The 26,979-nt window shown below is 51.7% G+C and carries 29 protein-coding genes, 1 tRNA gene and 1 pseudogene; 11 read left to right on the top strand and 20 right to left on the bottom strand.

From position 1 onward, the window contains the following. Positions 1 to 173: 173 nt before the first annotated feature. Genes torD through torC form a run of 3 tightly spaced genes read right to left on the bottom strand, consistent with a single transcriptional unit; the run spans position 174 to position 4,488 of the window. Positions 174 to 773 carry a molecular chaperone TorD gene (gene torD / locus BEA93_RS16485; RefSeq protein WP_016248573.1) on the bottom strand — a complete coding sequence of 200 codons (600 nt, stop codon included), beginning with the start codon at positions 771 to 773 and terminating at the stop codon, positions 174 to 176. Next, positions 770 to 3,316, bottom strand: coding sequence for a trimethylamine-N-oxide reductase TorA (torA, locus tag BEA93_RS16480; protein ID WP_016248572.1), 2,547 nt, complete (start codon positions 3,314 to 3,316; stop codon positions 770 to 772). The genes torD and torA overlap by 4 nt, the downstream gene beginning before the upstream one ends. Further along, a complete protein-coding gene (gene torC / locus BEA93_RS16475; protein ID WP_001516148.1) occupies positions 3,316 to 4,488 on the bottom strand; it encodes a pentaheme c-type cytochrome TorC in 1,173 nt (390 codons plus the stop codon). The genes torA and torC overlap by 1 nt, the downstream gene beginning before the upstream one ends. 129 nt (positions 4,489 to 4,617) lie before the next feature. Between torC and torR the strand changes: the two genes are divergently transcribed. Then, on the top strand, positions 4,618 to 5,310 hold the full coding sequence (gene torR, locus BEA93_RS16470) for a two-component system response regulator TorR (protein ID WP_001120100.1): 693 nt from the start codon (positions 4,618 to 4,620) through the stop codon (positions 5,308 to 5,310). Here torR and torT read toward each other — a convergent pair. After that, entirely contained in the window at positions 5,283 to 6,311 is a 1,029-nt protein-coding gene (gene torT / locus BEA93_RS16465; protein ID WP_001516147.1) for a TMAO reductase system periplasmic protein TorT, read from the bottom strand. The genes torR and torT overlap by 28 nt on opposite strands. A gap of 82 nt (positions 6,312 to 6,393) precedes the next feature. Here torT and torS point away from each other — a divergent pair, with 82 nt between their 5' ends. Both torS and BEA93_RS16455 read left to right on the top strand, forming a co-directional pair. Next, positions 6,394 to 9,138, top strand: a complete 2,745-nt coding sequence (gene torS, locus BEA93_RS16460; protein ID WP_001054762.1) for a TMAO reductase system sensor histidine kinase/response regulator TorS — start codon at positions 6,394 to 6,396, stop codon at positions 9,136 to 9,138. Between the two features lie 71 nt (positions 9,139 to 9,209). After that, positions 9,210 to 10,283 carry a 4Fe-4S binding protein gene (locus BEA93_RS16455; RefSeq protein WP_061091112.1) on the top strand — a complete coding sequence of 358 codons (1,074 nt, stop codon included), beginning with the start codon at positions 9,210 to 9,212 and terminating at the stop codon, positions 10,281 to 10,283. A gap of 49 nt (positions 10,284 to 10,332) precedes the next feature. On the opposite strand, the gene BEA93_RS16450 is transcribed toward BEA93_RS16455, so the two are convergent. The 4 genes and pseudogenes from BEA93_RS16450 to cspG all read right to left on the bottom strand — a co-directional run bounded on the left by BEA93_RS16450 (position 10,333) and on the right by cspG (position 11,103). After that, a complete protein-coding gene (locus BEA93_RS16450) occupies positions 10,333 to 10,506 on the bottom strand; it encodes a GnsA/GnsB family addiction module toxin (RefSeq protein WP_001019201.1) in 174 nt (57 codons plus the stop codon). Continuing rightward, positions 10,496 to 10,717: pseudogene (locus tag BEA93_RS25465) on the bottom strand (protein YmcE). The gene BEA93_RS16450 and the pseudogene BEA93_RS25465 overlap by 11 nt, the downstream one beginning before the upstream one ends. Then, the gene (gene ymcF / locus BEA93_RS16445; RefSeq protein WP_071524879.1) at positions 10,692 to 10,880 is read right to left on the bottom strand and encodes a cold shock small protein YmcF; all 189 of its coding nucleotides are present in this window, start codon (positions 10,878 to 10,880) and stop codon (positions 10,692 to 10,694) included. Before ymcF ends, BEA93_RS25465 begins: the two are co-directional and overlap by 26 nt. Positions 10,881 to 10,890: 10 nt before the next feature. Next, on the bottom strand, positions 10,891 to 11,103 hold the full coding sequence (gene cspG / locus BEA93_RS16440) for a cold shock protein CspG (RefSeq protein WP_000066492.1): 213 nt from the start codon (positions 11,101 to 11,103) through the stop codon (positions 10,891 to 10,893). A 284-nt stretch (positions 11,104 to 11,387) separates the two neighbouring features. Here cspG and cspH point away from each other — a divergent pair, with 284 nt between their 5' ends. After that, entirely contained in the window at positions 11,388 to 11,600 is a 213-nt protein-coding gene (gene cspH, locus BEA93_RS16435) for a cold shock-like protein CspH (protein ID WP_000087760.1), read from the top strand. Here cspH and BEA93_RS16430 read toward each other — a convergent pair. The 10 genes from BEA93_RS16430 to hyaA form a co-directional block, all read right to left on the bottom strand. Beyond that, positions 11,588 to 12,898, bottom strand: a complete 1,311-nt coding sequence (locus BEA93_RS16430) for an AppA family phytase/histidine-type acid phosphatase (protein WP_105224801.1) — start codon at positions 12,896 to 12,898, stop codon at positions 11,588 to 11,590. The genes cspH and BEA93_RS16430 overlap by 13 nt on opposite strands. 87 nt (positions 12,899 to 12,985) lie before the next feature. Then, on the bottom strand, positions 12,986 to 13,078 hold the full coding sequence (gene cbdX, locus BEA93_RS16425) for a cytochrome bd-II oxidase subunit CbdX (RefSeq protein ID WP_000270307.1): 93 nt from the start codon (positions 13,076 to 13,078) through the stop codon (positions 12,986 to 12,988). A 13-nt stretch (positions 13,079 to 13,091) separates the two neighbouring features. Continuing rightward, positions 13,092 to 14,228, bottom strand: coding sequence for a cytochrome d ubiquinol oxidase subunit II (gene appB, locus BEA93_RS16420; RefSeq protein WP_105224789.1), 1,137 nt, complete (start codon positions 14,226 to 14,228; stop codon positions 13,092 to 13,094). A gap of 11 nt (positions 14,229 to 14,239) precedes the next feature. Further along, positions 14,240 to 15,784, bottom strand: a complete 1,545-nt coding sequence (gene appC / locus BEA93_RS16415) for a cytochrome bd-II oxidase subunit 1 (RefSeq protein WP_105224790.1) — start codon at positions 15,782 to 15,784, stop codon at positions 14,240 to 14,242. Positions 15,785 to 15,918: 134 nt separating this feature from the next. Continuing rightward, a complete protein-coding gene (locus BEA93_RS16410; RefSeq protein WP_000004881.1) occupies positions 15,919 to 16,776 on the bottom strand; it encodes a hydrogenase expression/formation protein in 858 nt (285 codons plus the stop codon). Continuing rightward, the gene (gene hyaE, locus BEA93_RS16405; RefSeq protein ID WP_001516141.1) at positions 16,773 to 17,171 is read right to left on the bottom strand and encodes a hydrogenase-1 operon protein HyaE; all 399 of its coding nucleotides are present in this window, start codon (positions 17,169 to 17,171) and stop codon (positions 16,773 to 16,775) included. The genes BEA93_RS16410 and hyaE overlap by 4 nt, the downstream gene beginning before the upstream one ends. Further along, the gene (gene hyaD, locus BEA93_RS16400) at positions 17,168 to 17,755 is read right to left on the bottom strand and encodes a hydrogenase 1 maturation protease (protein ID WP_000003648.1); all 588 of its coding nucleotides are present in this window, start codon (positions 17,753 to 17,755) and stop codon (positions 17,168 to 17,170) included. The genes hyaE and hyaD overlap by 4 nt, the downstream gene beginning before the upstream one ends. Further along, the gene (hyaC, locus tag BEA93_RS16395; protein ID WP_001156752.1) at positions 17,752 to 18,462 is read right to left on the bottom strand and encodes a Ni/Fe-hydrogenase b-type cytochrome subunit; all 711 of its coding nucleotides are present in this window, start codon (positions 18,460 to 18,462) and stop codon (positions 17,752 to 17,754) included. The genes hyaD and hyaC overlap by 4 nt, the downstream gene beginning before the upstream one ends. Positions 18,463 to 18,480: 18 nt before the next feature. After that, positions 18,481 to 20,274, bottom strand: a complete 1,794-nt coding sequence (gene hyaB, locus BEA93_RS16390; RefSeq protein WP_001516140.1) for a Ni/Fe-hydrogenase large subunit — start codon at positions 20,272 to 20,274, stop codon at positions 18,481 to 18,483. Further along, a complete protein-coding gene (gene hyaA / locus BEA93_RS16385) occupies positions 20,271 to 21,389 on the bottom strand; it encodes a hydrogenase 1 small subunit (protein ID WP_001516139.1) in 1,119 nt (372 codons plus the stop codon). The genes hyaB and hyaA overlap by 4 nt, the downstream gene beginning before the upstream one ends. Before the next feature lie 404 nt (positions 21,390 to 21,793). Between hyaA and BEA93_RS16375 the strand changes: the two genes are divergently transcribed. The 3 genes from BEA93_RS16375 to tusE all read left to right on the top strand — a co-directional run bounded on the left by BEA93_RS16375 (position 21,794) and on the right by tusE (position 23,169). Next, a tRNA-Ser gene (locus BEA93_RS16375) sits at positions 21,794 to 21,881 on the top strand. Between the two features lie 207 nt (positions 21,882 to 22,088). Further along, positions 22,089 to 22,748: an FtsH protease modulator YccA gene (gene yccA, locus BEA93_RS16370; RefSeq protein WP_000375136.1), complete on the top strand. Its 660-nt coding sequence runs from the start codon at positions 22,089 to 22,091 to the stop codon at positions 22,746 to 22,748. A 91-nt stretch (positions 22,749 to 22,839) separates the two neighbouring features. Then, complete coding sequence (gene tusE / locus BEA93_RS16365) at positions 22,840 to 23,169, top strand: sulfurtransferase TusE (RefSeq protein ID WP_010376933.1); 330 nt, start codon at positions 22,840 to 22,842, stop codon at positions 23,167 to 23,169. Here the strand turns inward: tusE and yccX are convergent. Next, the gene (gene yccX, locus BEA93_RS16360; protein WP_016248563.1) at positions 23,166 to 23,444 is read right to left on the bottom strand and encodes an acylphosphatase; all 279 of its coding nucleotides are present in this window, start codon (positions 23,442 to 23,444) and stop codon (positions 23,166 to 23,168) included. The two genes, tusE and yccX, sit on opposite strands and share 4 nt — an antisense overlap. Before the next feature lie 94 nt (positions 23,445 to 23,538). Between yccX and rlmI the strand changes: the two genes are divergently transcribed. Together rlmI and hspQ are read left to right on the top strand one after the other, a co-directional pair. Then, positions 23,539 to 24,729, top strand: a complete 1,191-nt coding sequence (rlmI, locus tag BEA93_RS16355) for a 23S rRNA (cytosine(1962)-C(5))-methyltransferase RlmI (RefSeq protein ID WP_000116311.1) — start codon at positions 23,539 to 23,541, stop codon at positions 24,727 to 24,729. A 57-nt stretch (positions 24,730 to 24,786) separates the two neighbouring features. Then, positions 24,787 to 25,104 (top strand): heat shock protein HspQ, encoded by a 318-nt coding sequence (gene hspQ / locus BEA93_RS16350; protein WP_001295356.1) that lies wholly within the window; start codon positions 24,787 to 24,789, stop codon positions 25,102 to 25,104. A gap of 44 nt (positions 25,105 to 25,148) precedes the next feature. Here the strand turns inward: hspQ and BEA93_RS16345 are convergent, their stop codons facing one another. Next, positions 25,149 to 25,562 (bottom strand): CoA-binding protein, encoded by a 414-nt coding sequence (locus tag BEA93_RS16345; RefSeq protein ID WP_001516136.1) that lies wholly within the window; start codon positions 25,560 to 25,562, stop codon positions 25,149 to 25,151. 172 nt (positions 25,563 to 25,734) lie between these two features. Between BEA93_RS16345 and BEA93_RS16340 the strand changes: the two genes are divergently transcribed. Continuing rightward, on the top strand, positions 25,735 to 26,397 hold the full coding sequence (locus BEA93_RS16340) for a DUF2057 family protein (RefSeq protein WP_000847778.1): 663 nt from the start codon (positions 25,735 to 25,737) through the stop codon (positions 26,395 to 26,397). Positions 26,398 to 26,492: 95 nt separating this feature from the next. After that, positions 26,493 to 26,951, top strand: coding sequence for a methylglyoxal synthase (gene mgsA, locus BEA93_RS16335; protein ID WP_001516135.1), 459 nt, complete (start codon positions 26,493 to 26,495; stop codon positions 26,949 to 26,951). Positions 26,952 to 26,979: the final 28 nt, after the last annotated feature.

The raw sequence follows: 26,979 nt of genomic DNA, 5'->3' as shown, positions 1-26,979 counted from the left end.
ACGCCGCATCCGGCGGCTGTGCCATAATGCCTGATGCGACGCTTAACGCGTCTTACCAGGCCTACAAAGATCACTGTCCCGTAGGCCGGATAAGGCGTTCACGCCGCATCCGGCGGCTGTGCCATAATGCCTGATGCGACGCTTAACGCGTCTTACCAAGCCTACAAACGGCATTATCTGTTTTGATTGTCGCACTCCACCAGCACCAGCAATAACTGGCTTAGTGTCGCGTAAAAACCAAAGCTGTCATACTGACGGCAACGCGTTACAAATTCCGGTAGCCATGATCGCAGCGCCGCCAGCGTTTTTTGCCGTAAGCTGTTGATTTTTTGTGTGGTAACTTTCCCTTCCCCCAGTGAAAAATGCAGATAGCTCAACAACTCAAGATAAATCGCCAGATGATCTGCCGGTTCGTTGAAGTTGCTACTGGTTTCCATGCCCGCCTCAACCAACAAGTGTTTAATCTCTTGCTCGTCCTGTTTGTAGGCCGATGCATACGGCAGCGCCGCTTGCTTGTCGGTCATCAGAAACAGGCCGCAAAAATCAGCGGCCAGTTCCAGACGGGCGTCGTTACGTACCACCAGGGCAGCAATGCTTTTCTCCAGCTCGTCCACCGCCGCAGCCAGCGGCGGTTCGCTTTTCAGCAAAGAAAACCATTCAGCCATCTCCGCACTGGCGATTTGCGTCAGTTGTTCATCGTCCAGTTCACGGGAAAACAACTGTGCCAGCCAGGCGTAGACGCAGGCAGTCTGTTGTGCCGTCAAGGAAGTCATGATTTCACCTGCGACGCCGGAACATATTCGCACTGCGCCACCATTTCGATGGGGCCGCTAAACGCCGTCACCTGATCCACTGTGCTTGTGTATTTTTCGATTTCCACCAGTGTGGTATGCGCACTGGTCGCCTGCGCCAACTGTGAGGTGCCGATGTCAATGGTCAACACATTGGGGTTACCGTATTTGCACAGCGCCCCTGGCTCGCCGTCTTTATCCGGATCGTACCATGCCCCTTCGTGAATTCGCGTCACACCGGGTGCATAACGGTCAGAAACGACTGCCCCTGCTAACACCTGACCGCGATCGTTAAAGACGCGTACCACATCACCGTGACGAATGCCGCGCGCACTGGCATCCTGCGGGCTAATAAAGACAGGCTCTTTACCCGCCACCGTATACTGCTGACGCAGAGTTTCCGACTCACATAACTGCGAGTGAAGTCGAAAATCCGGATGCACAGATTGCAAATGCAACGGATATTTCTGCGAGCCTGGCCCACCGTGGGAGCGTTCGATTTTCTCAAACCACATCGGATGCCCCTGACAATCGTCATAGTTCATGTCAGCGATGGTTTTCGAATAGATCTCAATCAGGCCGCTCGGCGTCCCCAGCGGTTCGAGGTCCGGATCTTCACGGAATGCCTGGTGGCGAACAAACATCTGCGGGTGGTCAAACTCGACGTACTCTTTGTTATTCCAGAAGTCATCAAACGCTGGTAGATGAACGCCGCGTCCTTTGCCCTGTTGTACACCTTCCTGCCAGATGCGTTTCAGCCAGCCCATTTCATCCAGCCCTTCAGTAAAGGCTTCTTCACGATTAAAGCGACGGCACAGCTCGCGGAAAATATCAAAGTCGTTGCGCGCCTCAAACTGTGGCGGCACCACCTGTTTCATAGCGATAATTCCACGGTTGGAGTGGTTGCCGTACTGGTCGAGATCGTTACGCTCAAACTGCGTGGTCGCAGGTAGCACGATATCGGCAAAACGGCAGGTTGAGGTCCACTGGTTATCTATGGCGATAACCGTTTCCAGCTTACGCCAGCCTTCGATAATACGGTTGATCTGCTGATGACGATGGAATGGATTAGTTCCGGCAAAAATACACATTTTCAGCGGCGGCAGTTTTACCGATTTACCGTTCCAGTTGATCACTTTCCCTGGTTCGAGGATCGCATCGACAAAACGGGCAATCGGAATGGTGCTGCTATAACCTTTGTAGTCGCTGTTGTCGTGAACAGGCGGAATCGACGTTGAACCGGAGAAACCGCTCAGAATAACGCCTTTACGCCCCGGCGTACCTGCGCCGTTATAGTGCCAGCCAAAACCAAAGCCACCGCCCGGCAGGCCAATTTGTCCCAGCATCGCTGCCAGAACCACAACCATCCACGCCCACTGTTCACCGTGCTGCATACGCTGTACACACCAGCCAGCAATGATCTGTGTTCTGTTCGCCGCCATCTGCCGTGCCAGCGCACGAATTGTTTCGGCATCAATACCAGTCAGTTTTTCAGCCCATACGGCATCTTTCGGCTGACCGTCTTTCTCGCCCAGCAGATACGGTAGGAACTGCTCAAAGCCCACGCAGTAGTTGGTGAGGAAGTTTTTGTCGTACAGATTTTCGCTGTACAGCGTATACGCCAGCGCCAATTGCAGCGGCACATCAGTTTGCGGGTTAATCGCAATGTGCTTCACATGCTCACGCCCCAAATACTCGTGAGTTGACGTCACGATCGGATCGATGCTGATGACTTCAATTTCACCAGCAGCAACTTTCGCTTTTAGCTGCTCGTAATATTCATAAACGTCATGATCCGGGCACCACCAGTTCGCCTGCTGGTTTTTCAGCAAATCGGAGCCCCACAGCACAATGGTTTTGCTGTTCTGCAATACCAGCGGCCAGGAGGTTTGCTGTTCATACACTTCCATCGAACCAACCACACGCGGCAGGATCACCTGCGCAGCACCGGTAGAATAGTCACCACCTGTACCGACACTATTGCCATGCAGTGCAATGGCTTTCGCCAACATACCGGAAGCATTGTGGAACATCCCCGTCGATTGCCAACCGCTGGCAGTCAACAGGGCGCTCGGACCGTGCGTTTTCTGCACACGTTCCAGCTCTTCATAGAACATGTCGAGGGCTTCATCCCAGCTCACGCGCACGAAGCGGTTATCGCCACGCTGGGATGTGTCGCTCAGATGGCGCTTACGTAGCCAGTCCACGCGTACCATCGGGTAACGAATACGCGCCGCGTTGTGTACGTGATCCGGCAATCCGGCGATCATTTTCGACGGATATTTATCCAGTTCGAACGGTTTTGCCGCCACAAAGCGACCATCCTTCACCGTCGCGCGGATAGCCCCCCAGTGCGACCCGGTCAGAATGCCCTCTTTCGAGGTGACCGCCTCAGTAGCCGCTTGCGCCGCATTCACACGGCGCGGCGTTAACAGTGACGGCCCCAGCATCCCGGCGATAGTTAAGCCGCCGAGTTGCGCCAGAAAACGCCGACGTGATGCCTGAAAGAGATCGTTATTCTTCATTATTTTTCTTCCTTCTTATCGCCGTGAACCTTGCCTGCAGTGTCGGACGCATTCATTTGCAGATATTTCAGCAAGGTGCGTTCTTCACGTTTATCGAGGCTGGTAAAGCCAATCATGCCGTTGAGCGTGCCAATCCAACCGTTAGCGTCAAAGTGGGAGATTTCCGGTGCGCCGTGGCACTGATTACAGGTGCCGTTGTACAGCGAATCCGCATAAGCCCAGATTGGTTTGATGTTGTTCACCATGTCGCCTTTCTTCATCCACGCAGTGGCCTGCAACTTGCTCCACTCGGTATTGGTATCGGTCACGGTGGTTTTCTCCAGCGTTTTCACCTGCTGCTGAACATCACCACGAATCGAGGCAACAAAGATGCGTTTGCCTGGGAACTGGGTGAGTACACGCTGACGTCCGGCACTTTCCGTCCAGCCGGTAATTTCAATTTGCAGCCAGTCGCCGTCACGTTTAAGGACTTTCACTTCTGAGGCAGGCAGCAGAGAACCAGACGCCTCTTTATCGCCTTTCGCCGCATAAATCGGCTTGATATCAATGGAGTACAGCGTGTCACCACTGTCATCAGCACTGGCGCGCAGCTCGTCGAACTGCTTACGGAAACCGCTACTCATATCCGGCAACTGGTGGGCAATACCTTTATGACAGTCGATGCAGGATTGGTTATCTTTCGCTGCCACCTTCATCTGACGCGCCGCTTCCGGATGCTGCTTCGCATGATCCATCGCATCGTAGTTATGACAGGAACGGCAGGTTGCCGAGTTGTTTTCTTTCATTCGCGCCCATTCACGCTCGGCAAGTTCCGCTCGTTTGGCTTCGAATTTCTCAGGTGTATCAATGGAGTGGGCAATAAAGGTTTGGTAAATGTCGTTGCTCGCTTCCAGTTTACGCTTCACCATGCCCGGAATATCCGGCGGAATATGGCAGTCATGGCATTCGGCACGCACGCCAGAGGCGTTCTGGAAATGCACCGAGTGTTTATATTCTTCATACACCGGTTGCATACTGTGGCAACTGACACAAAATTCGGTTGTGCTGGTGACTTTAATCCCAACGTGAGGCAACACAATCAGCGCGATGCCAATCACAATCCCAATAGCGACCAGCGCCAGCACCGACCAACGAGCACTGGGTCGGCGTAGCGCATTCCAGAGTTTCCGCATAATAGCCCCTGTAAAATTAAGGTTTAGTGAAGTGATCTTAATGAGCAAATATGAACAGCGGCACTGGTCAGGATGAACGGCTTACGGCAAAATATGAACAGATATGAACAGAATGAGTAATCCCCCCTGATGCCACATCATATTGTTATTGTTGAAGATGAGCCGATTACCCAGGCACGCTTACAAACCTACTTTACCCAAGAGGGGTATACCGTTTCCGTTACGGCGAGCGGTGCCGGGCTGCGGGAAATTATGCAGAATCAGCCGGTCGATTTAATTCTGTTGGATATTAATTTACCTGATGAAAATGGCCTGATGTTAACCCGCGCGTTGCGGGAACGTTCGACGGTAGGCATTATTCTGGTTACCGGACGCAGCGATCAGATTGACCGCATTGTCGGGCTGGAGATGGGCGCGGACGATTACGTAACCAAGCCGCTGGAATTGCGCGAACTGGTGGTGCGAGTGAAAAATCTGCTCTGGCGCATCGACCTCGCGCGGCAGGTGCAACCACTTACTCAGGACAACTGTTATTGCTTTGCTGGTTATTGCCTAAATGTGTCGCGCCATACGCTGGAGCTGGATGGCGAGCCGATTAAACTGACCCGCGCAGAGTATGAAATGTTGGTGGCGTTTGTGACCAATCCCGGCAAAATTCTCAGTCGCGAACGTCTGCTGCGTATGCTCTCTGCCCGTCGGGTGGAAAACCCCGACCTGCGTACCGTCGATGTGTTAATTCGTCGTTTACGCCATAAACTCAGCGCGGATTTACTGGTGACTCAACATGGCGAGGGCTATTTCCTAGCCGCTGATGTGTGCTGATAAAAATAGACCGGACGAAATCCTCCTGGCGACAGCGAGCGGCGAATATGTTTACGGTCGGCATTTTTCGGCGTCAGGATTAAAATCGGTGGGCTGATATTATCAGACACCGATTGTCCCTGTAATTGTCTGATAGCCTGCTCAACAGCCAGTTCCCCCTGCCAGACCATTTGATCGCTGGCAGCCATAATCACTCTTCCCCGCTTCAGGCCACGATAAACCTGGTGTGAAAGATAAAATGACACTACGGTGAGCGGCGTTTTCAGGTTGCGCCCTTCGCCCATCGCCGCCTCTGCGGCAATGGCCGTTCCGGCAACAACGTCGATTTCTGGATGACGCTCCAGCATCTCCTGCAACAGGTTACGCTGGATTTCAATATCGTTATCTCCGAGCGCAATATCAACAATACGCACCGGGCTTCCGGCAATGGCTGCGCGGAACCCCGCTACCATCTCCTTACTACCCCCGGCGTTGTCCGGGCCGGGCATCAACAATACATTGAGAGGTTTTCCGTTGCTCCATTGCACCAGATACCGCCCCGGCTGATAGCCCATCTGAAACCAGGGCACGCCAACGCGGCTTGTTACCTGTGAGTCGTCAATGGCATTCACCAGCTCGATCACTGGCAGACTTTCTACCTGCTTTTGCAATTCGGGAAATGACGTCGTGCTGCTACCGAGCAAAATCGCTTCTGCGCCCCATTGTTTACACTGCTCAATTTGCGCCTGCTGAGTAGCCAACTGACCGTAGCCACCGGCCTCCAGCACTTTTAAATCCACACCATAGCGGCGGGCTGCTTTCTGCATACCATAGTTCAACGATAACCAGTATGAATCCTTCAGACTGGGATAGAGCGCACACAATTTCCATGAGCGTTTGACTTTAAGTGATGTAACAGGCTGCTCCGTAAAATGTTGCGCATCATGCCAGCGCAACAGGTTATCGCCCGCAAAAACGGGTAACACGAAAAAGGGAAGAAGTAACAAAAGCAGTATGCGCATGATAGTCTCATCAATAATAAGGCTTTATGCTAGATGCATTCCACTTTGCGACTCAACCTTTTTCACCTAAAGTGCACCAACTGTGAATTTAACCCTGACCCGAAGACTCTGGATGGGCTTTGCCCTGATGGCGTTGCTAACCCTGACCAGTACTCTGGTGGGATGGTACAACCTGCGTTTTGTCAGCCAGGTAGAAAAAGCCAATACTCAGGCATTGATTCCTACCATGAATATGGCGCGTCAGTTGAGCGAAGCCAGCGCCTGGGAACTTTTCGCCGCGCAGAACCTGACCAGTGCCGATAACGAAAAGATGTGGCAGGCACAGGGGCGAATGCTCACCGCGCAAAGCCTGAAGATTAACGCGTTGTTGCAAGCGTTACGGGAACAAGGTTTCGACACCTCTGCGATTGAACAACAGGAGCAGGAGATCTCCCGTTCGTTACGTCAGCAAGGCGAACTGGTGGGGCAGCGTTTGCAACTGCGCCAGCAACAGCAACAACTCAGTCAGCAAATTGTCGCTGCCGCTGATGCGATCGCACGTATGGCGCAAGGTCAGGCGAATAACGCTGCGACCTCTGCCGGAGCCACTCAAGCCGGGATTTATGATTTGATCGAACGTCATCAACACCAGGCTGCCGAAAGTGCGCTCGATCGGCTGATTGATATCGATCTTGAGTACGTTAACCAAATGAATGAACTGCGTCTCAGCGCCCTGCGGGTGCAGCAAATGGTGATGACTCTGAGGCTGGAGCAGATCCAGAAAGATGCGCCAACGTTGGAAAATCAACTCAATAATGCAGTGAAAATTCTACAACGTCGGCAAATACGCATTGAAGATCCGGGTGTGCGCACACGGGTGGCACAATCCTTAGAAATCATTCATCGTTATAGCGATTTACTGGCGCTTTATCAGCAGGACAATGAAATCAGCAATCGTCTGCAAACTCTCGCCCAAAATAACATCGCCCAGTTCGCACAGTTTAGTAGCGAAGTCAGCCAACTGGTTGACACTATTGAGCAACGCAACCAAAGTGGACTCACTCATCTGGAAAAAGCCAGTGAACGAGGGCAATACAGCTTGCTACTCCTGGGCGTTGTTTCCCTTTGCTCTTTGATTCTGATCCTCTGGCGCGTGGTTTATCGTTCAGTCACGCGCCCACTTGCCGAACAAACGCAGGCACTGCAACGCCTGCTGGACGGCGATATCGACTCCCCTTTCCCGGAAACCGCTGGCGTGCGGGAGCTGGATACCATCGGGCGGCTGATGGATGCTTTTCGCAGTAGTGTTCATGCGCTTAATCGCCACCGCGAACAACTGGCAGCGCAGGTCAAAGCGCGCACTGCCGAATTGCAGGAACTGGTAGTAGAACACCGGCTGGCACGGGCAGAAGCAGAAAAAGCCAGTCAGGCAAAATCGGCGTTTCTGGCGGCAATGAGCCATGAGATCCGCACTCCGCTGTACGGCATTCTCGGCACCGCTCAACTGCTGGCGGATAACCCGGCGCTTAACGCCCAGCGTGATGATTTGCGGGCAATTACCGATTCTGGCGAATCATTGCTGACCATCCTTAACGATATTCTCGATTATTCGGCTATCGAAGCAGGTGGCAAGAATGTCTCGGTCAGCGATGAACCGTATGAACCGCGCCCGCTGCTGGAAAGTACCCTGCAATTAATGAGCGGGCGGGTGAAAGGTCGTCCGATTCGACTGGCAACGGAAATTGCCGACGATGTACCGACCGCGTTAATGGGTGATCCGCGACGTATTCGCCAGGTTATTACCAATTTGTTGAGTAATGCCCTGCGTTTCACTGACGAGGGGCAGATTGTCCTGCGTAGCCGCACTGATGGCGAACAATGGCTGGTCGAAGTGGAAGACAGCGGCTGTGGTATTGATCCCGCGAAACTAGCTGATATCTTCCAGCCATTTGTTCAGGTGAGTGGTAAACGCGGCGGCAGTGGACTGGGGTTGACGATCAGTACCAGCCTGGCCCAGGCGATGGGCGGCGAACTGATCGCCACAAGCACGCCGGGGGTTGGAAGCTGTTTTTGCTTACGGTTACCGTTACGCGTTGCCACCGCGCCAGCACCTAAAATAGTCAATCAGGCGGTGCATCTGGATGGTTTACGCTTGCTGTTAATTGAAGATAACCCGCTAACGCAGCGTATTACCATCGAGATACTGAACGCCAGTGGTGCTCAGGTCACTGCCGTTGGAAATGCCACGCAGGCTTTAGAGACGCTGCAAAATAGTGAATCGTTTGCTGCCGCGCTGGTGGATTTTGATCTGCCGGATATCGACGGCATTACACTTGCCAGGCAACTTTCGCTGCAATATCCGTCGCTGGTTTTGATTGGCTTTAGCGCCCATGTCATCGACGAAACGTTGCGCCAGCGTACCAGTTCGCTATTTCGCGGAATTATCCCTAAACCGGTGCCGCGTGAAGTGCTCGGTCAGTTACTGGCGCACTATCTCCACCAGCAAAAAAATAACGATCAGCCGCTGGATGTATCGCAACTCAATGAAGATGCACAGTTAATGGGAGCGGATAAGATCCACGAATGGCTGACATTATTTAAACAACATACCCTGCCGCTTCTTGATGAAATAGACACTGCTCGCGCCAGACACGACAGCGAGAAAATCAAACGCGCTGCGCACCAGCTAAAAAGTAGTTGCGCCAGTCTGGGAATGCGCAGTGCCAGCCAGTTGTGCGGGCAACTTGAGCGGGAACCATTAGCCGCTCTCCTGCCGCGCGAAGAAATTACACGCAGTATCGCGGCTCTGGAAGAGTGGTTGAATAAGAAAGACCTGAACGCGATTTGAATCAATATCAGCCAGATAAGAAGACTTAGAATAGTAGCATTTAGCATGCAACTTAATGGACTGGCAAAATCATGGCTGAGAAAAAAAGAATCCGCTGGCAGCGGCGGCCAGGCACAACGGGCGGTAAATTACCGTGGAATGACTGGCGCAATGCCACGACCTGGCGTAAAGCGACGCAATTATTACTGCTGGCAATCAATATTTATATTGCCATCACCTTCTGGTATTGGGTGCGCTATTACGAAACGGCAGGTAGTACGCCTTTTATCGCAAGGCCAGGTGGTATTGAAGGCTGGCTCCCTATTGCCGGTCTGATGAATCTGAAATACAGCCTTGAAACAGGCCAGTTACCTTCCGTGCACGCCGCCGCGATGCTGTTGCTGGTCGCTTTTATCATTATCAGCTTGCTGCTGAAAAAAGCCTTTTGTTCGTGGCTATGCCCGGTTGGTACGCTATCTGAGTTAATTGGCGATCTGGGGAAAAAACTGTTTGGTCGGCAATTTACCCTTCCTCTCTGGCTGGATATTCCTCTGCGTGCGGCGAAATATCTGCTGTTGAGTTTTTTTCTCTATATCGCGTTATTCATGCCCGCTCAGGCGATTCACTATTTTATGCTATCGCCCTACAGCGTGGTGATGGATGTTAAAATGCTCGATTTCTTTCGTCATATGGGGACAGCGACGTTAATCAGCGTGATCGTTTTGCTGATTGCCAGCCTGTTTATTCGCCATGCCTGGTGTCGTTATCTCTGCCCGTATGGCGCGTTAATGGGACTGGTTTCGCTATTATCGCCGTTTAAGATTCGTCGCAATGCCGAAAGTTGTATCGACTGCGGCAAATGCGCAAATAATTGTCCGTCACGGATCCCTGTCGATAAATTAATCCAGGTTAGAACGGTGGAATGTACCGGCTGTATGACCTGCATCGAGTCATGCCCGGTCGCCTCAACATTAACTTTTTCGCTGCGAAACCCCGCGATAAATAAAAAAGCTTTTGCGTTATCTGGCTGGCTAATAACACTACTGATATTGGGAATTATGTTCGCGGTGATTGGTTACGCGATGTATGCAGGTGTATGGCAAAGCCCGGTGCCAGAGGAATTGTACCGACGCTTAATTCCACGGGCGGCAATGATTGGTCATTAACAGAGTGACAAGCGGAACATCACCTCGTGCTGGGGTGATGTCCACAAAATCACATTATTTGGATTTTGACGTCATAGCCTTCAAGCCCGGTCATTTTCTCCCGCGCGGTGAAGCGAATTTCAGAGACTTCTTTCCCTGTGCTCTTGTTTAACTCGGTGATTTTTTGCGCAATAAAGTCGGAGATTTCTGTTTCGGCTTGTTTTTTTAGCTCTTCAATATTCACTGTTAACCTCTTCTGGTCTTAAAAGGCAGCAACACGCCAGTAAGGTGTTGGTTCCCTGTTCAGGTAACAAAAGTTATAAGCTATCTGCCTGAAAGATTCAATAATCAGTAGGTTATCGCTCAATATGCATACAGGGATGAGTGCAAACAGAAGATATAAAAAAGGCTCCGCGAGGGAGCCTGATATTATTTTGTGAAATCCAGTGGCGCATGGTCTGTGCGTATTTGTAAAGCAACGTTATCAAAGGTGATCATCGTCGATTTACAGAAAATACACTTAGCTCCCAAAGGATTTCGCTCCGTCACATCGAATGCCGATGTGCGGTACTGTGAACCATGACAACATGGACAGCGGAAATGGAGATGTTGAGTAATAACGGCAACCTTAGAGCGCAACAACGTTCGCTGCCGAGGGACCACGTTGCCCCTGCTCAATAGAAAATTCGACTTTCTGATTTTCATTCAGAGTGCGGAATTCATTGCTCTGGATGGCGGTGAAATGAACGAAGACGTCCTTGCTGCCATCATCAGGAGTGATAAAGCCAAAACCTTTATCTGCGTTAAACCATTTTACTAAACCAGTCATTTTATTAGACATATTTTACTTCCTTCATTTTGAGCCTTTCGGCAAACAGGGCTTTAATACAGAAACTACTTAGTGTTCAGGAGAGAGACTCAAAAGAAGGGGATAATGCCTGATAATGAGAACTGCTTTAGTAAACTACTTTGTATGCTGTCTGTCTTTCAAACCGACGCAGCTATTAACGCATGATACACATAATTAAGCAAATTTATTTTAGCCGTCCGGCGGTCTTAAATATCGCTGGCTTTATTTTTTTAAAACCGTATAGTGCAGCGCAGTATTTTTAGTAAGGAATTTGTTTGTCCCGTAAAATGACAGGAATTGTCAAAACCTTTGATCGCAAAAGCGGCAAAGGATTCATCATCCCCTCCGACGGTCGTAAAGAAGTCCAGGTCCATATTTCCGCATTCAGCCCCCGCGACGCAGAAGTACTTATACCAGGGTTACGCGTAGAGTTTTGCCGCGTTAATGGCCTGCGTGGACCAACAGCGGCAAATGTTTATTTATCCTGATATAAACTGCAGGCCGGAATACGCGCTTCATTCACGATTTGCGTAAAATCCGCCAGTGAACACATGCCCTGCGCGTTTCTTTCTTCACACTCGGCCAACGTCAACTTCACTTCCCCTGGCGGCGTATCAAGCGACAGACGGGCTTTATCACGCATCTGCTGCAAGGTCTGGAATACCAGCGAAACCTGAATCCACTGACTGTTATCACTTAGCCGCCGCCAGCGTTCAAATACCAGTTCACCTCCCGGCGGGGTGTTATCCGGTTGGCCCGGCAGCGTCCAGTTAAGTCCCAGTGCCCCACCTAAATTCGCCAGGTTAGTATCATGCCCGGCAATAAACAGCAGCGAAGTCGGTAGCGTAACACCATAGCTCTGCCTTTGCGGATTATGTGGCGTCAGCGCCGTCAGGAGCAAATCCAACAGGGGCGTGGCACGGCTACGGGCCACTTCTGGGGTACGTTGCAGCAGATAAAACTGCGCATTATGCAGACTCAGCAAGGTGTTCCACTGGTGTGAATCAGTAATTCGTCCCCAACCAGGCTCCGGCATTCCCTGTGCCTGCTGCAGGAGAAATATCTCCGTCAGCATTGATGCCAGACTCACCGCACCGGTTAATGAAACGTTATCGGTACTTACTTTCAGTTCAGACGGCAATACTTGCGTCAATGAACAACTTTCGTCTTGTTTCTCTCGTTTGAGGCACAGACTTGATTGCGGGAAATTAAGCACCCGCTCCAGTTCGTGAAATGCCGTTTGCCGATGATCAGTAAAGTTAGTGATCGAGCCGCCTGCCCTGTTAAGAATAGCTTCTGTCACGTTCGCTTTATCCAGTTGGCAGACACCGGTTTTCAGCGGGTTAAATAGCGGATCGGGACTGGCGGTGTCTGACCGGGTATGTACGGTTATTGCACAATTGGGAGCCAGCCCGGCGGCAAAGGCTTCGCCTGTTTTACGGGTGCGTTCGTCGACATCAGCAATAATCGCCACCTGACCTGGTTTCGGACAGCCATTTTTTGCCAGCAAACCGTCAGTCACCAGACGCTGGCGTTGGTAATGTCCGAGATAAGAGATCAGCTCACCGCCTCGTGGTGTCAGCCAACCCAGTTTCACCGACCAACCTGGCCATGTGTCTGGAGTAATTTCCTGCATGAGTTGCGTAGATTTAGTGGGGGCACGCACGCCATGACGGCTGACAATCACCACACTCTCCAATTTCAGTTCCGGCTCACTCTGAGCGTATGCAGGTAGTGGTGTTAACGGAAGCAGAAGAGAAAAAAAGGGGAGCAATATCGCTTTCATCGCCAGGTTTCCGTTTTTCATGTTTCGCATTATTGCCGGATACGACGCTGACGCGTCTTATCCGGCCTATGTTCGTTGTGCGTCAAATCAACCTTTTAGACGCGGTTCCAGCCACACCAACACCACGGTGGAGAGTGAACACATCAACAAAATGCCGACGAACCACAATAAATACCACATTGTTCATCCCTCCTTAGTACAGCTCATGATCGTGATGGCGGAGAGTTTCAGTTGTCATACGCCCCCACATTTTGTAGTAGCTCCACACAGTGTAGAGCAACACAATAGGCAAAAATATCAGCACAATTACTAACATAATGCTCAACGTCAGTTGACTGGAGGTGCTATCCCACAGCGTCAGGCTGGAGATCGGGCTGATGTTCGAAGGCATAACAAATGGAAACAGCGTGATGCCTGCCGTGAAAATCACGCCAAATTGCATCAATGACGCCAGCAGAAATCCCCAACCGGGGCGACCACGATAAATCGCCATCACCGTCAGCAACGGGCAGAAGAAACCCAGCAGCGGGAAGATCCACAATACCGGCGATTCAACAAAATTATTCATCCAGGCGCCAGGCAATACCGCAACCAGTTTCATTAACGGATTGGATGGACCGTTAACATCCTGAGCGAGCAATACGAAGCCATCAATACCAACCCACAGCCAGTACCCCGCCAGCAAAAAGCAGAGCATCACCAGCAGAGCCGCGCGTTTGGTCGCCAGTTGCGAACGCAGGTGAATAGCACCGACTGTTTTTAGTTGCAGCCAGACGCCCCCTTGCAAAATCACCATTCCAAGACTGAGCAAACCGCACAGTAGAGGGAATGGCGTCAGCAATTGCCAGAAGCTACCGAGGTACTCCACGCGTAATTGCGGCGTGAAAGCAAACGGCACGCCGAGTAACAAATTGCCAAACGCGATACCGAAGACGACCGGCGGTATCAGACTACCGATGACCAGCCCGGCATCCCACATTTTACGCCAGCGTGCATCCGCGATTTTTCCGCGATAATCAAAGGCCAGCGGGCGGAAGAACAGCGAGCACAGCACCAGGATCATCGCCACATAAAATCCAGAAAACGCAGCGGCGTAAACTCTGGGCCAGGCGGCAAATAATGCCCCTCCCGCGAGGATTAACCAGACCTGGTTGCCTTCCCAGTGTGCGCCAACACTGTTAATCATTATCCGGCGTTCATCATCATCACGCGCCACCAGCGGCAGCAGGCAACCGATCCCCATGTCAAATCCGTCGGAGATCATAAAGACCACCAGAATCACGCCAATCAGTAGCCACCAGATGAAGCGCAATGTTTCATAATCAAACATGATTCTCTCCTTTACCCCTGCTGCTGCGTCGGTTGTTCACTCTGCATCGCGCTTGGCCCCAGACGGGCATATTTCTGCATCAGGTAGACTTCAGCGATTAAGAACAGGGTGTAAAGCCCTACTATCATGATCAGTGAAAAAGCCAGTTGTCCTGTAGTTAAGGCAGAGTGCGCGGAGTATGTTGGCAAAATGTCCTGAATCGCCCACGGCTGACGGCCAAACTCGGTCATAAACCACCCTGCTTCAATGGCAATCCACGGCAGCGGCAAACTCCAGAGCACCATTTTCAGCACCCAACGATGCTGGTCGATTTTGCCGCGCAGCGTCTGAACGAGCGCAATCAGCATTACCAGTAACAACAGCGAACCGCAGCCCACCATGATGCGGAAACTCCAGAACACCGGCGCAACTTGTGGAATAGCACCGCGCATAGCCGCCTGATACTGCGCAGGTGTGACATGATTCATATCCGGCGCATAGCGGGAGAGCAACATGCCATAACCGAGATCGTTTTCCAGCTCATGAAATGCTTGCAGTACATGCGGCTCGCGGTTGCCTTGCGAAATCTCCTGCATCAGCAGCCAGGCCATACGCCCGCGTTGCAATCGTGGATAAGTTTCATCCATCAAATTTTTCAACCCTGGTACAGGCTTATCTAATGAGTGAGTGGCGAGGATCCCTAACAGCGCAGGGATTTTGATGGCAAAAGCGTTACGCTCTTGATCCTGTTCCGGCCAGGCAATGAGATGGAACGGCGCAGGTGCCGGTTCGGTTTGCCACTCCCCTTCCATTGCCGCCAGTTTTACCGGCTGAACGCGTGCGACTTCATAAGCAGAACTGTCTCCAAGTTGCAGCGCGCCGATTATCGCCAGTGTGCCAAAGACCGAACCGATAGCAAACGAACGTAAAGCGACATCACGCTCCCGTCCGCGCAGTAAGTACCAGGCGCTGATCGCCATAATGAACATCGCCCCGGTCACATAACCAGCCATCACCGTATGGACAAATTTCACCTGGCTGACGGGGTTAAAGACCAGATCGCTGAAACTGGTCATCTCCATACGCAAGGTGTCGATATCGAAATGCGCGCCGGTCGGAAACTGCATCCACCCATTGGCATTCAAAATCCACAATGCGGAGATATTGGAACCAAATGCCACCAGCCAGGTGACCAGCAGGTGCTGGTATTTATTCAGCCGTTGCCAGCCAAAGAAGAACAGACCGACAAAGGTGGATTCGAGGAAGAAGGCCATTAATGCTTCCATCGCCAACGGTGCGCCAAAAATGTCGCCCACATAGTTGGAATAGAATGACCAGTTAGTACCAAACTGAAACTCCATGGTGAGACCAGTAGCCACGCCGAGAGCGAAGTTGATACCGAAGAGCTTACCCCAGAAGCGCGTCATATCGCGGTAGACTGTTTTGCCGGTGACCACGTAAATGGTTTCCATGATAGCCAGCAAAAAAATCAGCCCCAGGGTAAGGGGCACGAACAAAAAGTGGTATAGCGCGGTCAGTGCAAACTGCCAGCGCGACAAATCAATAACATCCCACATGCGAACTCCTGTAGGCGAAGAGAGGGAAATAACCCTTTAATAGTAGATCTCCCTTTTTATCCTTACAGTTTGTAGGTGGTTGTATTCGCTGATTGCGATATTCATAGGACTGAAAGCGATATTTGCCGCCATTTTCACTGTTGCGCGCTTTCTATAAGCCACTGACACACCTCGCCCAACCGCTGCGCGGAGTCCGCCAAATCTTCCGGCGCTGCCAGCACAACTTCCGGTATCGGGCAGATTTCATAACTCTCAAGTAATGGGCCTTTTAACGTATCCATACAGCGTAAATGCCAGACATGTCGCAAACCGGTGGCGTTGATATAGCTCTCGCCATAGCCAATAGTGCGAATCTGGATATTACCCGGCCCGCACAGCCGCGAGAGAAATAACCTGTCAGCCTCGCTGACAGGCAACTGCGTCAGGTTAATACTATGTGGCTGCGCCTCAGGATTACGCACATGCGCCAGCAATTCATGAGCCAGCGGCAGTCCGTTCATCAGACCATCAATGGGCGGTGGTAGCAGCGAATCTGTCGGCAGCGTATTATGCGTTGCCGCCTGCCATAACGGCAGCGGCGCGCAGCCTGTCTCCAGCCGGTCTTCCAGCAACAGCTCACCGCTACGCCTGCGTACTCGCCACAATCCGCAGAAGATCGCCTCCTGAATTTCACTTTCACTGCCGTCAATATGTTGGATGCGCACTGACACTTCCCCTTCTCCGAGAAGCGTATTGATAAAGTGGCGATCATCAGCATTGAGATTTAACAGATCGACGGCCAGCACCTCGCCTAATGGCGGTACGCGTTGCGTTAGTTGATGCTGTAGATCGTTTAACAGCGTAATCACCCGTGGACTATGAGCACACTGCTCCAGTGCCGCCATGCTCGGTTCATCATTCACCTGACAGGTAATTGGCAGCGGATTCATGCTGAAACTGTCATCATCAGGTTGCGTTCCTGGCCCCAGCAGATGGAAAAAAGTCTCACTCATGAATCACATTCCTGTTTTGATTCGACAAGGCCGCGCATCAGGTTTATCAGCTCTGCCCACGGGTGAATGCCATTCAATACGCCGCGATAATGACCATCAGTAAACACTAATGTGGCTGGAAAACGAAAAACACTAAATCTGTCTCCGATGGCTTCACTTTGCTCAAGATCGGCAATTGCCACCTGCCATGCATAATCTGGAAACTCACGCAGTAGCTCTGCGACCATCACCGGATTATCACTGACTTCAGGAGTACGTTTCGGATCGCTGCTTAACAGCACCACACTATCCGGCGCTTGCATAAGCCACTGATCGAGACGAGGCTCAGTGATCGGCGTCCAGCCACGCGCCAGCATACGTTGCCACAACGCACTAAAAGGTGAGTCGTTAATCATCCCTGCTCCTCCAGCGTCATCCGATACTGACGCAAGCGAACACCTTCGTAATTTTCCATCGACAGACAGTCATAATTGAGACAACGCGATTCCTCCGCCCGTTGCGGCACAACTCCCCACGCCGACAGTTGCACCAGCGCCGCCTGTTCCGCTGCAGGCAGTTGCTCCCGCGCAAGCTCGCTAAGGCTACCGCCGTAGTCGTCGAGCATTGCCGGTTGTAACCCGACGAGGGCAATATGTGTTGGCAGATGTCCGCGGATATCTGCCAGCGCTAATACTTCGGAGAAACTGTTCTGGTGCAGGCTCATTTTCTTCGCACTGAGATATGCCGGAATGCGCTCTCCGGCATATGTTCGTAGTGTTCCGGGTTCCAGCCCGTAATCAATAGCATCGAGAATCAACAGATGGCTGGCGTTTTCAACATACCCCAGCAGGTTCAGCCCCTGAGTACCACCATCGACAATCTCCACGTTTTCGGGCCAGTGATAATGGGCATACAGCCGTTCCGCCACCCGCACACCGAAACCTTCATCGGCCCACAGCAGGTTGCCCAACCCCATTACCACTACACGTTGCTCGCTCATGAACGCTCCTTGTCGCTGCTCATTTTTCCAAATTTGTGGCTACGGTAGCCGTTCACCATCGTGGAGATCACCGTGTCGTCGGACATGATGTCTTCACGCAGCGCCATATAAACATGACCAATCACAAATGCGCCAATCAACCACATGCCCAGCCGATGCCAGCTATGAATGTCCAGCGAGTTGCCGCCCGTCCAGTAGAAAAATTCCACTACATAACGAAACGGCGCAAAAATGGCGTACTGGCTGTGTTCGCTATACAGCGCAAAACCGGTGACGATCATAAAAACAGACATCAGGAAATAGCCGAACATCGCAGCCTGCGCGATGGGGTTATGGCCAATGTCAGCGCTCGGGCGTTTTGCCAGAAACAGATACCAGCGGATTTCGTACCACACGCCCAGCCACCAGCTTTTGCGCCATACCGGCACGATGAAAAGCTCGCGTGAGTAGCGATTGCCGACAAACGCCCAGTAGATCCGCATCAGCAAGACGACGGTAAAAATCATCCCGGCGCTGAAGTGTATTAGCCTGATGTAGCCCATATAGAACAGATACGTCGCCTCACCACTGACTGAAGGCAGCGGCTTGCCGATAAAGTAGCCGGTGACCATCAATACCGCCATGCACAGCACCGTCAGCCAGTGCCATATCCGCACGGGCGCTTCAAAGACATAGTGGCTGATAACGTTGTCGCTTTTCTCTTGCATGATGATTCTCCTTCGCTGTTAGCGCACCTGCACGGAGATCAGTTCGCTACCGTCGTCGCCCAGCACATGCGTTGAACAGGCGAGGCACGGGTCGAAGCTGTGCAGGGTACGCAGGATCTCCAGCGGTTGCTCGGGGATCGCCATTTTGGTGTTCATCAGTGCGGCTTCATAAGCACCAATTTGCCCTTTGGGATCGCGCGGGCTGGCGTTCCAGGTGGTCGGCACCACACACTGGTAGAGATCGATTTTGCCATCGCGAATAGCGGCCCAGTGACCTAAAGCCCCACGCGGTGCTTCAGTAAAGCCGACGCCACGGCACACTTTCGGCCAGGTCGCAGGCTCCCATTTTTCGGTGGAGGCGGTGGCAAGATTGCCGTTTTTCAGGTTGGTCATTAACTTGTTGAAAAAGTACTGTAACTTACTTGCAGCCCACTGAGCTTCATGGGCGCGGCACAGAATGCGGCCTAACGTCGACTGGATGCCAGAAAGCGGCAGGTTCAGCGCCGACATCATCCGATCAACCGACTCAACGGTCGCAGCATCGCCTTTGTGGTAAGCGATTAACGTGCGAGCCAGCGGCCCTACTTCCATCGCGTGACCGCGCCAGCGTGGCGCTTTGATCCACGAGTAGCGCTCCTGTTCATTCAGTTGCTGAATGTTTGTATCGCTACCTTTAACGTCGCCGGGGTTGTACCACGGGTCGGTGATACCATCGAACGGATGACGCCCGACCTGATCGTCGGGATAACGATACCAGGCGTGATCGACAAATTCCTGCACCTGCTGCGGATCAACTAAATCCACTGGCAGTACGTTTTTGAAATCGCCATTGATCACCGCACCGCCAGGCATCAGCAGACTTTTCTCGCCAAAGTCGTTAGCGATATCCGGGAACGCACCGTAGCTGAGGACGCATTTATCAGAAAGGCCAGTGCCGATTTCACTCCACGGTTTGTTGAACTGGCCGATGGCTAAGGCGTCGGGGATCATCACGTTATTAATGAAGTCCGCCGTGCGGGTAATGATCGACTGCACCAGGTTCAGGCGCTCCATATTAACCGCCCCGACCGCACCGCTTTCGTCGATATTTATGGCACAAGGCATCCCGCCGACAATCCAGTTGGGATGCGGGTTTTTACCGCCAAAGACCGCGTGGATTTTGACGATCTCACGCTGGAAATCGAGAGCTTCGAGATAGTGAGCAAAGCCCATCAGGTTGGCTTCTGGTGGCAGTTTGTACTGCGGGTGCCCCCAGTAGCCGTTGCGGAAGATCCCTAACTGCCCGCCTTCGACAAATTTCTTCAGTCGATTTTGCACATCAAAGAAGTAACCAGGGGAAGACTTCGGCCACGAGGAGAGGCTTTGCGCCAGTTCGGAAGTTTTACGCGGGTCGGCTTGCAGCGCGTTAAGTACGTCGATCCAGTCCATTCCGGCGAGCTGATAAAAGTGCACCAGATGGTCGTGGCACCAGAGCGTCGCCAGCATAATGTTGCGAATGATATTGGCGTTATCCGGCACTTTGATGCCAATAGCATCTTCAATGGCGTAAACCGAAGCCAGGGCGTGTACGCCGGTGCAGACGCCGCAGATACGTTCAACAAACGCCCACGCATCACGCGGATCACGGCCTTGCAAAATGATCTCCAGCCCGCGAAACATCGTGCCGCAGGAGACAGCATTGGTGATCACATTCTGATCGTTAATATTCACTTCACAGCGCATATGACCTTCGATGCGCGTGATCGGGTCGACCACCAGGCGACGTCCGGCATTATTGATGGTGTATCCCTGAGTTTCGTACTGAGTGCTCATGCCTGTTTATCCTCGTTGCCTGGCTGTTGTTCGGTCTCTGCTGGTTGCTGGTTATGACGTCTGCGCTGGTCAATCGCGCTGGCGACTGCATGTACGCCAACAGCCGCAGCCACGACGCCAAGCGCGGTTAAGCCCACGGTATCAGCGGTAGAGTGCGTTCCCATCTGCGGAATATCGACCACGCGGCTGTAGAATGAGCCGCGATCCCAGAAACCATTTTCAGAACAGCCCAGGCAACCGTGACCGGACTGGATCGGGAAGGAGACGCCATCATTCCAACGGGTTGAGGAGCAGGCGTTATAGGTGGTTGGCCCTTTACACCCCATTTTGTACAGGCAGTAACCTTTGCGAGCGGCGTCATCGTCCCAACTCTGGACAAACTCACCAGCGTCAAAGTGGGCGCGGCGATAGCATTTATCGTGGATACGTTGACCGTAGAACATCAGTGGACGCCCCATTCTGTCGACATCTGGCAGGCGATCAAACGTCACCATATAAGTAATGATGGCGCTCATCACATCCGGGATCGGCGGGCAACCAGGGACTTTAATGATTGGTTTGTCGGTAATGACTTTATCGATAGGCGTTGCCTGCGTCGGATTGGGGCGAGCGGCTTGTACGCAGCCCCAGGATGCGCAGGTTCCCCAGGCAATAATTGCGCTGGCCCCCGCGGCGGCACGTTTGAGTTTCTCAATAAACGGCCGACCGCTGCTGATACAAAACATCCCCTGCTCGCCCAGCGGCGGGTTACCTTCTACTGCAAGGATATATTTGCCGTTGTATTGCGTGATGATATCTTCAAAGACTTCCTCCGCCTGAGTACCAGCGGCAGCCATTAAGGTATCGTCGTAGTCGAGAGAAATAAGGGAAAGAATGACATCCTTCGCCAGCGGATGAGCAGAACGGATAAAAGATTCGGTGCAGCAGGTACATTCCAGACCGTGGATCCACACTACCGGAATGCGCGGTTTATTCTCCAGCGCCCAGGCAATCTTCGGTGCCATCCCCGCGCCTAATCCCAGCGAGGTGGCAGCCAGACTGCAATATTTAAGAAAACTCCGCCGGGTAACCCCCTGACGTCGCATAGCCTGGTAAAAGGTTTCCTCATTATTCATATCGCACGTCTCTTCTCCTTGCGACACCGACTGAAGTGCCGGGCGCTTTTGGTCGGCAAGCGACGTCCCTGTAGCAAGGTAAACTATCGCTTCACGAGAGAGACAGAAAACGAAAGCTCATCCTTCTGCACTGGCGCACGTCGCCAGAAAGTATTGTTAATAAAGCGTAGTGAACGTTTTGCACAAAACAATACAAAGTGTGTGGATTTATCTTTTAGCGATAAAAATGGATCTTATTTTCCTAAAAGCCTGACGCAGGAAGATTACGAGTGGTTTTTATGGCGACGAAACACCCAAATTGCTGTTATTTCACGCAAACAACACAAATTTGTTTGTTTTTCAGGCAAACAAACAAATTGGGGGTTTACACGACGCATCGGGATGTTTATAGTTCGCGTCATTCCGGAAGTGTGGCCGAGCGGTTGAAGGCACCGGTCTTGAAAACCGGCGACCCGAAAGGGTTCCAGAGTTCGAATCTCTGCGCTTCCGCCAAATAAGATAAGGGGTTAGCTAAATGCTAACCCCTTTTTCTTTTACCTGTCAAAATCACCATGCCGTTATACCATTCCCAATGGTTAAACTCGTCTTTGCTAAATCTGTTCCAGATCAAATGCGTAAAGATGGGTAAAACCTCTGGGTAGCTTTCGGCAATATCATTATGCTGCTTTATTAATTACACCTGTCATAGAGAGTGACTCCATGGATCGTATAGTTAGTTCTTCACATGACCGTACATCACTACTTAGCACCCATAAGGTGCTGCGTAATACCTATTTTCTGCTGAGCCTGACGCTGGCCTTTTCGGCAATTACCGCGACGGCCAGTACGGTTCTGATGCTGCCATCTCCGGGCCTGATTCTGACGTTGGTAGGGATGTATGGTCTGATGTTCCTGACCTATAAAACTGCCAACAAACCAACCGGGATTATCTCCGCGTTCGCCTTTACCGGTTTTCTCGGTTATATCCTCGGCCCGATTCTGAACACTTACCTGTCTGCCGGAATGGGCGACGTAATCGCTATGGCGCTGGGCGGCACAGCATTAGTGTTCTTCTGCTGCTCTGCGTATGTGCTTACCACCCGCAAAGACATGTCTTTCCTCGGCGGTATGCTGATGGCCGGTATTGTGGTGGTGTTGATTGGAATGGTAGCGAATATCTTCCTGCAACTGCCTGCCCTGCATCTGGCAATCAGTGCGGTATTTATTCTGATCTCCTCTGGCGCGATTCTGTTTGAAACCAGCAACATCATTCATGGCGGTGAAACGAACTACATTCGTGCCACGGTGAGTCTGTATGTGTCGCTGTACAACATCTTCGTGAGCCTGTTGAGCATTCTTGGCTTCGCCAGCCGCGATTAATCTCGCCCGATACCACTTACAGAGCCTCGCTTTATGCGGGGCTTTGTTTTTTGCTACACTGCAGCCAGTCTGACTAAGGTAGTAAATGAATATGTTGATCTTCGAAGGTAAAGAGATAGAGACCGATACCGAAGGCTATCTCAAAGAGAGTAGCCTGTGGAGCGAACCTCTGGCAGCCGTGATTGCCGAAAAGGAAGGGATTACGCTGTCGCCTGAACACTGGGAAGTAGTGCGCTTTGTGCGTGACTTCTACCTGGAATTTAATACGTCTCCGGCGATTCGTATGCTGGTAAAAGCGATGGCGAATAAGTTTGGCGAAGAAAAAGGTAACAGCCGCTATCTGTACCGACTGTTCCCGAAAGGCCCGGCAAAGCAAGCCACCAAAATTGCCGGCCTGCCGAAACCCGTGAAATGCATTTAACGGATACGAAAATCCGTTAATTCGCCAGAAGGATGATGCGGTTCGCTAAGCACCCGTTCCACGCGGGCTGAACGCGGACCGCCGCTCTTTAACCACTGCATTAATTTTTCCACCTGCCCTTCATCACCACAGGCAACCACTTCCACGCTGCCATCATCAAGATTTTTTGCGTAGCCGGTTAACCCTAGCCTTTTCGCTTCGTACTGAGTGGTATAACGAAACCCTACCCCCTGAACTCGCCCGTAAACCCAGGCAATTATGCATACTTTCGACATCACCGCTCTCCTTATCCTTAATGGACGCGTTGCAAATCCATGGAAAACTCCGGACAATGACGCCCATTTCTTTGCATCGACAGAATAGTAAATTATGAGTGTACGTTTAGTGTTAGCCAAAGGGCGCGAAAAATCATTACTTCGTCGCCATCCGTGGGTCTTTTCCGGTGCCGTCGCACGTATGGAAGGTAAAGCCAGCCTCGGTGAAACCATCGATATTGTTGATCATCAGGGAAAATGGTTAGCACGCGGCGCTTATTCGCCAGCGTCGCAAATCCGCGCTCGTGTCTGGACGTTTGATCCGTCAGAATCCATCGACATTGCCTTTTTCACCCGCCGCTTACAACAGGCGCAAAAGTGGCGCGACTGGCTGGCGAAAAAAGATGGTCTCGATAGCTATCGTTTAATCGCCGGTGAGTCTGACGGCCTGCCGGGTATTACTATTGATCGTTTCGGCAATTTTCTGGTGCTGCAACTGCTGAGTGCAGGCGCGGAGTATCAGCGCGCAGCATTAATCAGCGCCCTACAAACGCTCTATCCGGAATGCGCGATTTACGATCGTAGCGACGTGGCAGTACGTAAAAAAGAGGGGATGGAGCTGACCCAGGGGCCAGTAACCGGCGAGCTGCCACCTGCCCTGCTGCCTATTGAAGAACATGGCATGAAGCTACTGGTGGACATTCAACACGGGCACAAAACGGGCTACTACCTGGACCAGCGTGACAGTCGCCTGGCAACACGCCGCTATGTAGAAAATAAACGCGTGCTGAACTGCTTCTCTTATACCGGTGGATTCGCAGTATCGGCATTGATGGGCGGTTGTAGCCAGGTGGTCAGTGTCGATACTTCACAGGAAGCACTGGATATCGCACGGAAAAACGTTGAGCTAAACAAACTCGATTTGAGCAAAGCTGAGTTTGTGCGCGATGACGTCTTTAAATTACTGCGCACCTACCGCGATCGCGGTGAAAAATTTGACGTTATCGTGATGGACCCGCCGAAGTTTGTTGAGAACAAAAGTCAGCTAATGGGCGCGTGCCGCGGCTATAAAGACATCAACATGCTGGCAATTCAGTTATTGAATGAGGGCGGTGTTCTTCTGACTTTCTCCTGTTCTGGCCTGATGACCAGCGATTTATTTCAGAAAATCATCGCTGATGCCGCAATTGATGCCGGTCGTGATATACAATTTATAGAGCAGTTCCGTCAGGCGGCCGATCATCCGGTGATCGCTACCTACCCGGAAGGGCTATATCTGAAAGGGTTTGCCTGTCGCGTCATGTAACTTGAAATGTGGAATTCTGTCCTTATATCAAAGGTGAAGATTTCCCGGGAGGTGACTATGATTGCCAGCAAATTCGGTATCGGCCAGCAGGTCCGCCATTCCCTGTTAGGTTATCTCGGAGTGGTCGTGGATATCGACCCGGTTTATTCGCTCTCTGAACCGTCACCTGATGAGCTGGCGGTGAACGATGAGCTTCGCGCCGCTCCGTGGTATCACGTGGTGATGGAGGATGACAACGGCCTACCGGTTCATACCTACCTGGCTGAAGCCCAGCTAAGTAGCGAATTGCAGGATGAACATCCAGAGCAGCCGTCAATGGATGAGCTGGCGCAGACGATCCGCAAGCAACTCCAGGCACCGCGTCTGCGTAACTAATCCCCATAAAATCCCCGGAAGGTTTTTGCCTTCCGGGGATTTTTTTATTTAGCCAGCCCCAGACGAGGGATCTCAATGGCCGGGCAACGATCCATTACCACATTTAACCCAGCTTCCCGCGCCAGTACCGCAGCTTGCTCATTAATCACCCCTAGCTGCATCCATAAGGTTTTCGCACCGATGGCGATAGCTTCCTGCGCTACATCCCACGCAGCTTCTGAATTACGGAAGACATCTACCATATCTACTTTTTCCGGAACTTCCGCCAGAGTACCGTAACCCTGCTGGCCCAGCAGCGTTTTACCGGCGACTTTTGGTGAGACAGGAATGACGTGATAGCCCTGATCAAGCAGATATTTCATTACGCGATAACTTGGACGGTCAGGTTTATCACTTGCCCCTACCAGCGCAATGGTGTGAGTGGACGTTAAAATGGCTGCAATATCGGTTTCTTTCATCATTTCCTCCAGACTATTTACCAAAGTGTACGACAATACCGACATACCAACCATGCAGCTAATACGAATGTATGAGAGCAAAAGATGGAAATATGTCTATATGTTAGTAAGTATGATTAAAGAAAAATTTTGATACATTATTATTCGGGCGGTCATTAGACAGGAGCTATCTATGAAAACCGGCATTTTGACCACCTTGATTGTATTATGTTTGCCGGTGACCGTTTTTGCCACCACGCTGCGGCTGTCCAGCGACGTTGACCTTCTGGTGCTCGACGGCAAGAAAGTTTCCAGTTCTCTGCTGCGCGGCGCGGACAGCATTGAACTGGATAACGGCCCGCATCAATTAGTGTTTCGCGTCGAGAAAACCATCAACCTTTCTGGTAATGAAGAACGTCTGTATATCTCCCCACCTCTGGTCGTCAGTTTTAATACCCAACTTATCAGCCAGGTGAATTTTCGCCTGCCCCGTCTGGAGAATGAACGGGAAGCGACCCATTTTGATGCCACTCCGCGCCTTGAATTGTTAGATGGCGATGCGACGCCGATCCCGGTAAAGCTGGATATTCTGGCGATTACCTCAACCGCAAAAACGATTGATTATGAAGGAGAGGTTGAACGCTATAACAAATCTGCGAAGCGCGCCTCGCTTCCGCAATTTGCCACCATGATGGCAGATGACAGCACACTGCTTTCTGGCGTTTCCGAACTGGATGCGATTCCACCGCAATCTCAGGTGCTCACTGAACAACGGCTGAAGTATTGGTTTAAGCTGGCTGATCCACAAACGCGAAATACCTTCCTGCAATGGGCGGAAAAACAACCATCTTCCTGATATTTTTGTGCCTGCGCGCAGGCTTTTTCGGTCTTTATCTTGCAGCGGTAAGTGCTTACAGTAATCTGTAGGAAAGCTAACTACGGATGTAAATTATGGAACTGACGACTCGCACTTTACCTGCGCGGAAACATATTGCGCTGGTGGCACACGATCACTGCAAACAAACGCTGATGAGCTGGGTGGGGCGGCATCAACCGCTTCTGGAGCAGCACGAGCTTTATGCAACGGGCACCACGGGTAACTTAATTTCCCGCGCAACAGGAATGAACGTTAATGCCATGCTAAGTGGCCCAATGGGCGGTGACCAGCAGGTCGGCGCATTAATTTCTGAAGGGAAAATTGATGTGCTGATTTTCTTCTGGGACCCGTTAAACGCCGTGCCGCACGATCCCGATGTGAAAGCATTGCTACGTCTGGCGACAGTGTGGAACATTCCGGTCGCTACCAACGTAGCAACGGCAGATTTCATCATCCAGTCGCCGCATTTCAACGACGCCGTGGATATTCTGATCCCGGATTATCAGCGTTATCTCGCGGAACGCCTGAAATAATATTGCACAGGTGGCAAATGCCACCTGT

The organism is Escherichia sp. MOD1-EC5950, assembly GCF_002965345.1.
GTDB lineage: Bacteria > Pseudomonadota > Gammaproteobacteria > Enterobacterales > Enterobacteriaceae > Escherichia > Escherichia marmotae.
This window is presented reverse-complemented; position numbering and strand designations above follow the sequence as displayed.

Bases quoted from the DNA above. Each gene is read 5' to 3' on its own strand.
- torD (WP_016248573.1), bottom strand. From the start codon at position 773: ATGACTTCCTTGACGGCACAACAGACTGCCTGCGTCTACGCCTGGCTG.
- torA (WP_016248572.1), bottom strand. From the start codon at position 3,316: ATGAAGAATAACGATCTCTTTCAGGCATCACGTCGGCGTTTTCTGGCG.
- torC (WP_001516148.1), bottom strand. From the start codon at position 4,488: ATGCGGAAACTCTGGAATGCGCTACGCCGACCCAGTGCTCGTTGGTCG.
- torR (WP_001120100.1), top strand. From the start codon at position 4,618: ATGCCACATCATATTGTTATTGTTGAAGATGAGCCGATTACCCAGGCA.
- torT (WP_001516147.1), bottom strand. From the start codon at position 6,311: ATGCGCATACTGCTTTTGTTACTTCTTCCCTTTTTCGTGTTACCCGTT.
- BEA93_RS16455 (WP_061091112.1), top strand. From the start codon at position 9,210: ATGGCTGAGAAAAAAAGAATCCGCTGGCAGCGGCGGCCAGGCACAACG.
- cspG (WP_000066492.1), bottom strand. From the start codon at position 11,103: ATGTCTAATAAAATGACTGGTTTAGTAAAATGGTTTAACGCAGATAAA.
- BEA93_RS16430 (WP_105224801.1), bottom strand. From the start codon at position 12,898: ATGAAAGCGATATTGCTCCCCTTTTTTTCTCTTCTGCTTCCGTTAACA.
- cbdX (WP_000270307.1), bottom strand. From the start codon at position 13,078: ATGTGGTATTTATTGTGGTTCGTCGGCATTTTGTTGATGTGTTCACTC.
- appB (WP_105224789.1), bottom strand. From the start codon at position 14,228: ATGTTTGATTATGAAACATTGCGCTTCATCTGGTGGCTACTGATTGGC.
- appC (WP_105224790.1), bottom strand. From the start codon at position 15,784: ATGTGGGATGTTATTGATTTGTCGCGCTGGCAGTTTGCACTGACCGCG.
- BEA93_RS16410 (WP_000004881.1), bottom strand. From the start codon at position 16,776: ATGAGTGAGACTTTTTTCCATCTGCTGGGGCCAGGAACGCAACCTGAT.
- hyaE (WP_001516141.1), bottom strand. From the start codon at position 17,171: ATGATTAACGACTCACCTTTTAGTGCGTTGTGGCAACGTATGCTGGCG.
- hyaD (WP_000003648.1), bottom strand. From the start codon at position 17,755: ATGAGCGAGCAACGTGTAGTGGTAATGGGGTTGGGCAACCTGCTGTGG.
- hyaC (WP_001156752.1), bottom strand. From the start codon at position 18,462: ATGCAAGAGAAAAGCGACAACGTTATCAGCCACTATGTCTTTGAAGCG.
- hyaB (WP_001516140.1), bottom strand. From the start codon at position 20,274: ATGAGCACTCAGTACGAAACTCAGGGATACACCATCAATAATGCCGGA.
- hyaA (WP_001516139.1), bottom strand. From the start codon at position 21,389: ATGAATAATGAGGAAACCTTTTACCAGGCTATGCGACGTCAGGGGGTT.
- yccA (WP_000375136.1), top strand. From the start codon at position 22,089: ATGGATCGTATAGTTAGTTCTTCACATGACCGTACATCACTACTTAGC.
- tusE (WP_010376933.1), top strand. From the start codon at position 22,840: ATGTTGATCTTCGAAGGTAAAGAGATAGAGACCGATACCGAAGGCTAT.
- yccX (WP_016248563.1), bottom strand. From the start codon at position 23,444: ATGTCGAAAGTATGCATAATTGCCTGGGTTTACGGGCGAGTTCAGGGG.
- rlmI (WP_000116311.1), top strand. From the start codon at position 23,539: ATGAGTGTACGTTTAGTGTTAGCCAAAGGGCGCGAAAAATCATTACTT.
- hspQ (WP_001295356.1), top strand. From the start codon at position 24,787: ATGATTGCCAGCAAATTCGGTATCGGCCAGCAGGTCCGCCATTCCCTG.
- BEA93_RS16345 (WP_001516136.1), bottom strand. From the start codon at position 25,562: ATGAAAGAAACCGATATTGCAGCCATTTTAACGTCCACTCACACCATT.
- BEA93_RS16340 (WP_000847778.1), top strand. From the start codon at position 25,735: ATGAAAACCGGCATTTTGACCACCTTGATTGTATTATGTTTGCCGGTG.
- mgsA (WP_001516135.1), top strand. From the start codon at position 26,493: ATGGAACTGACGACTCGCACTTTACCTGCGCGGAAACATATTGCGCTG.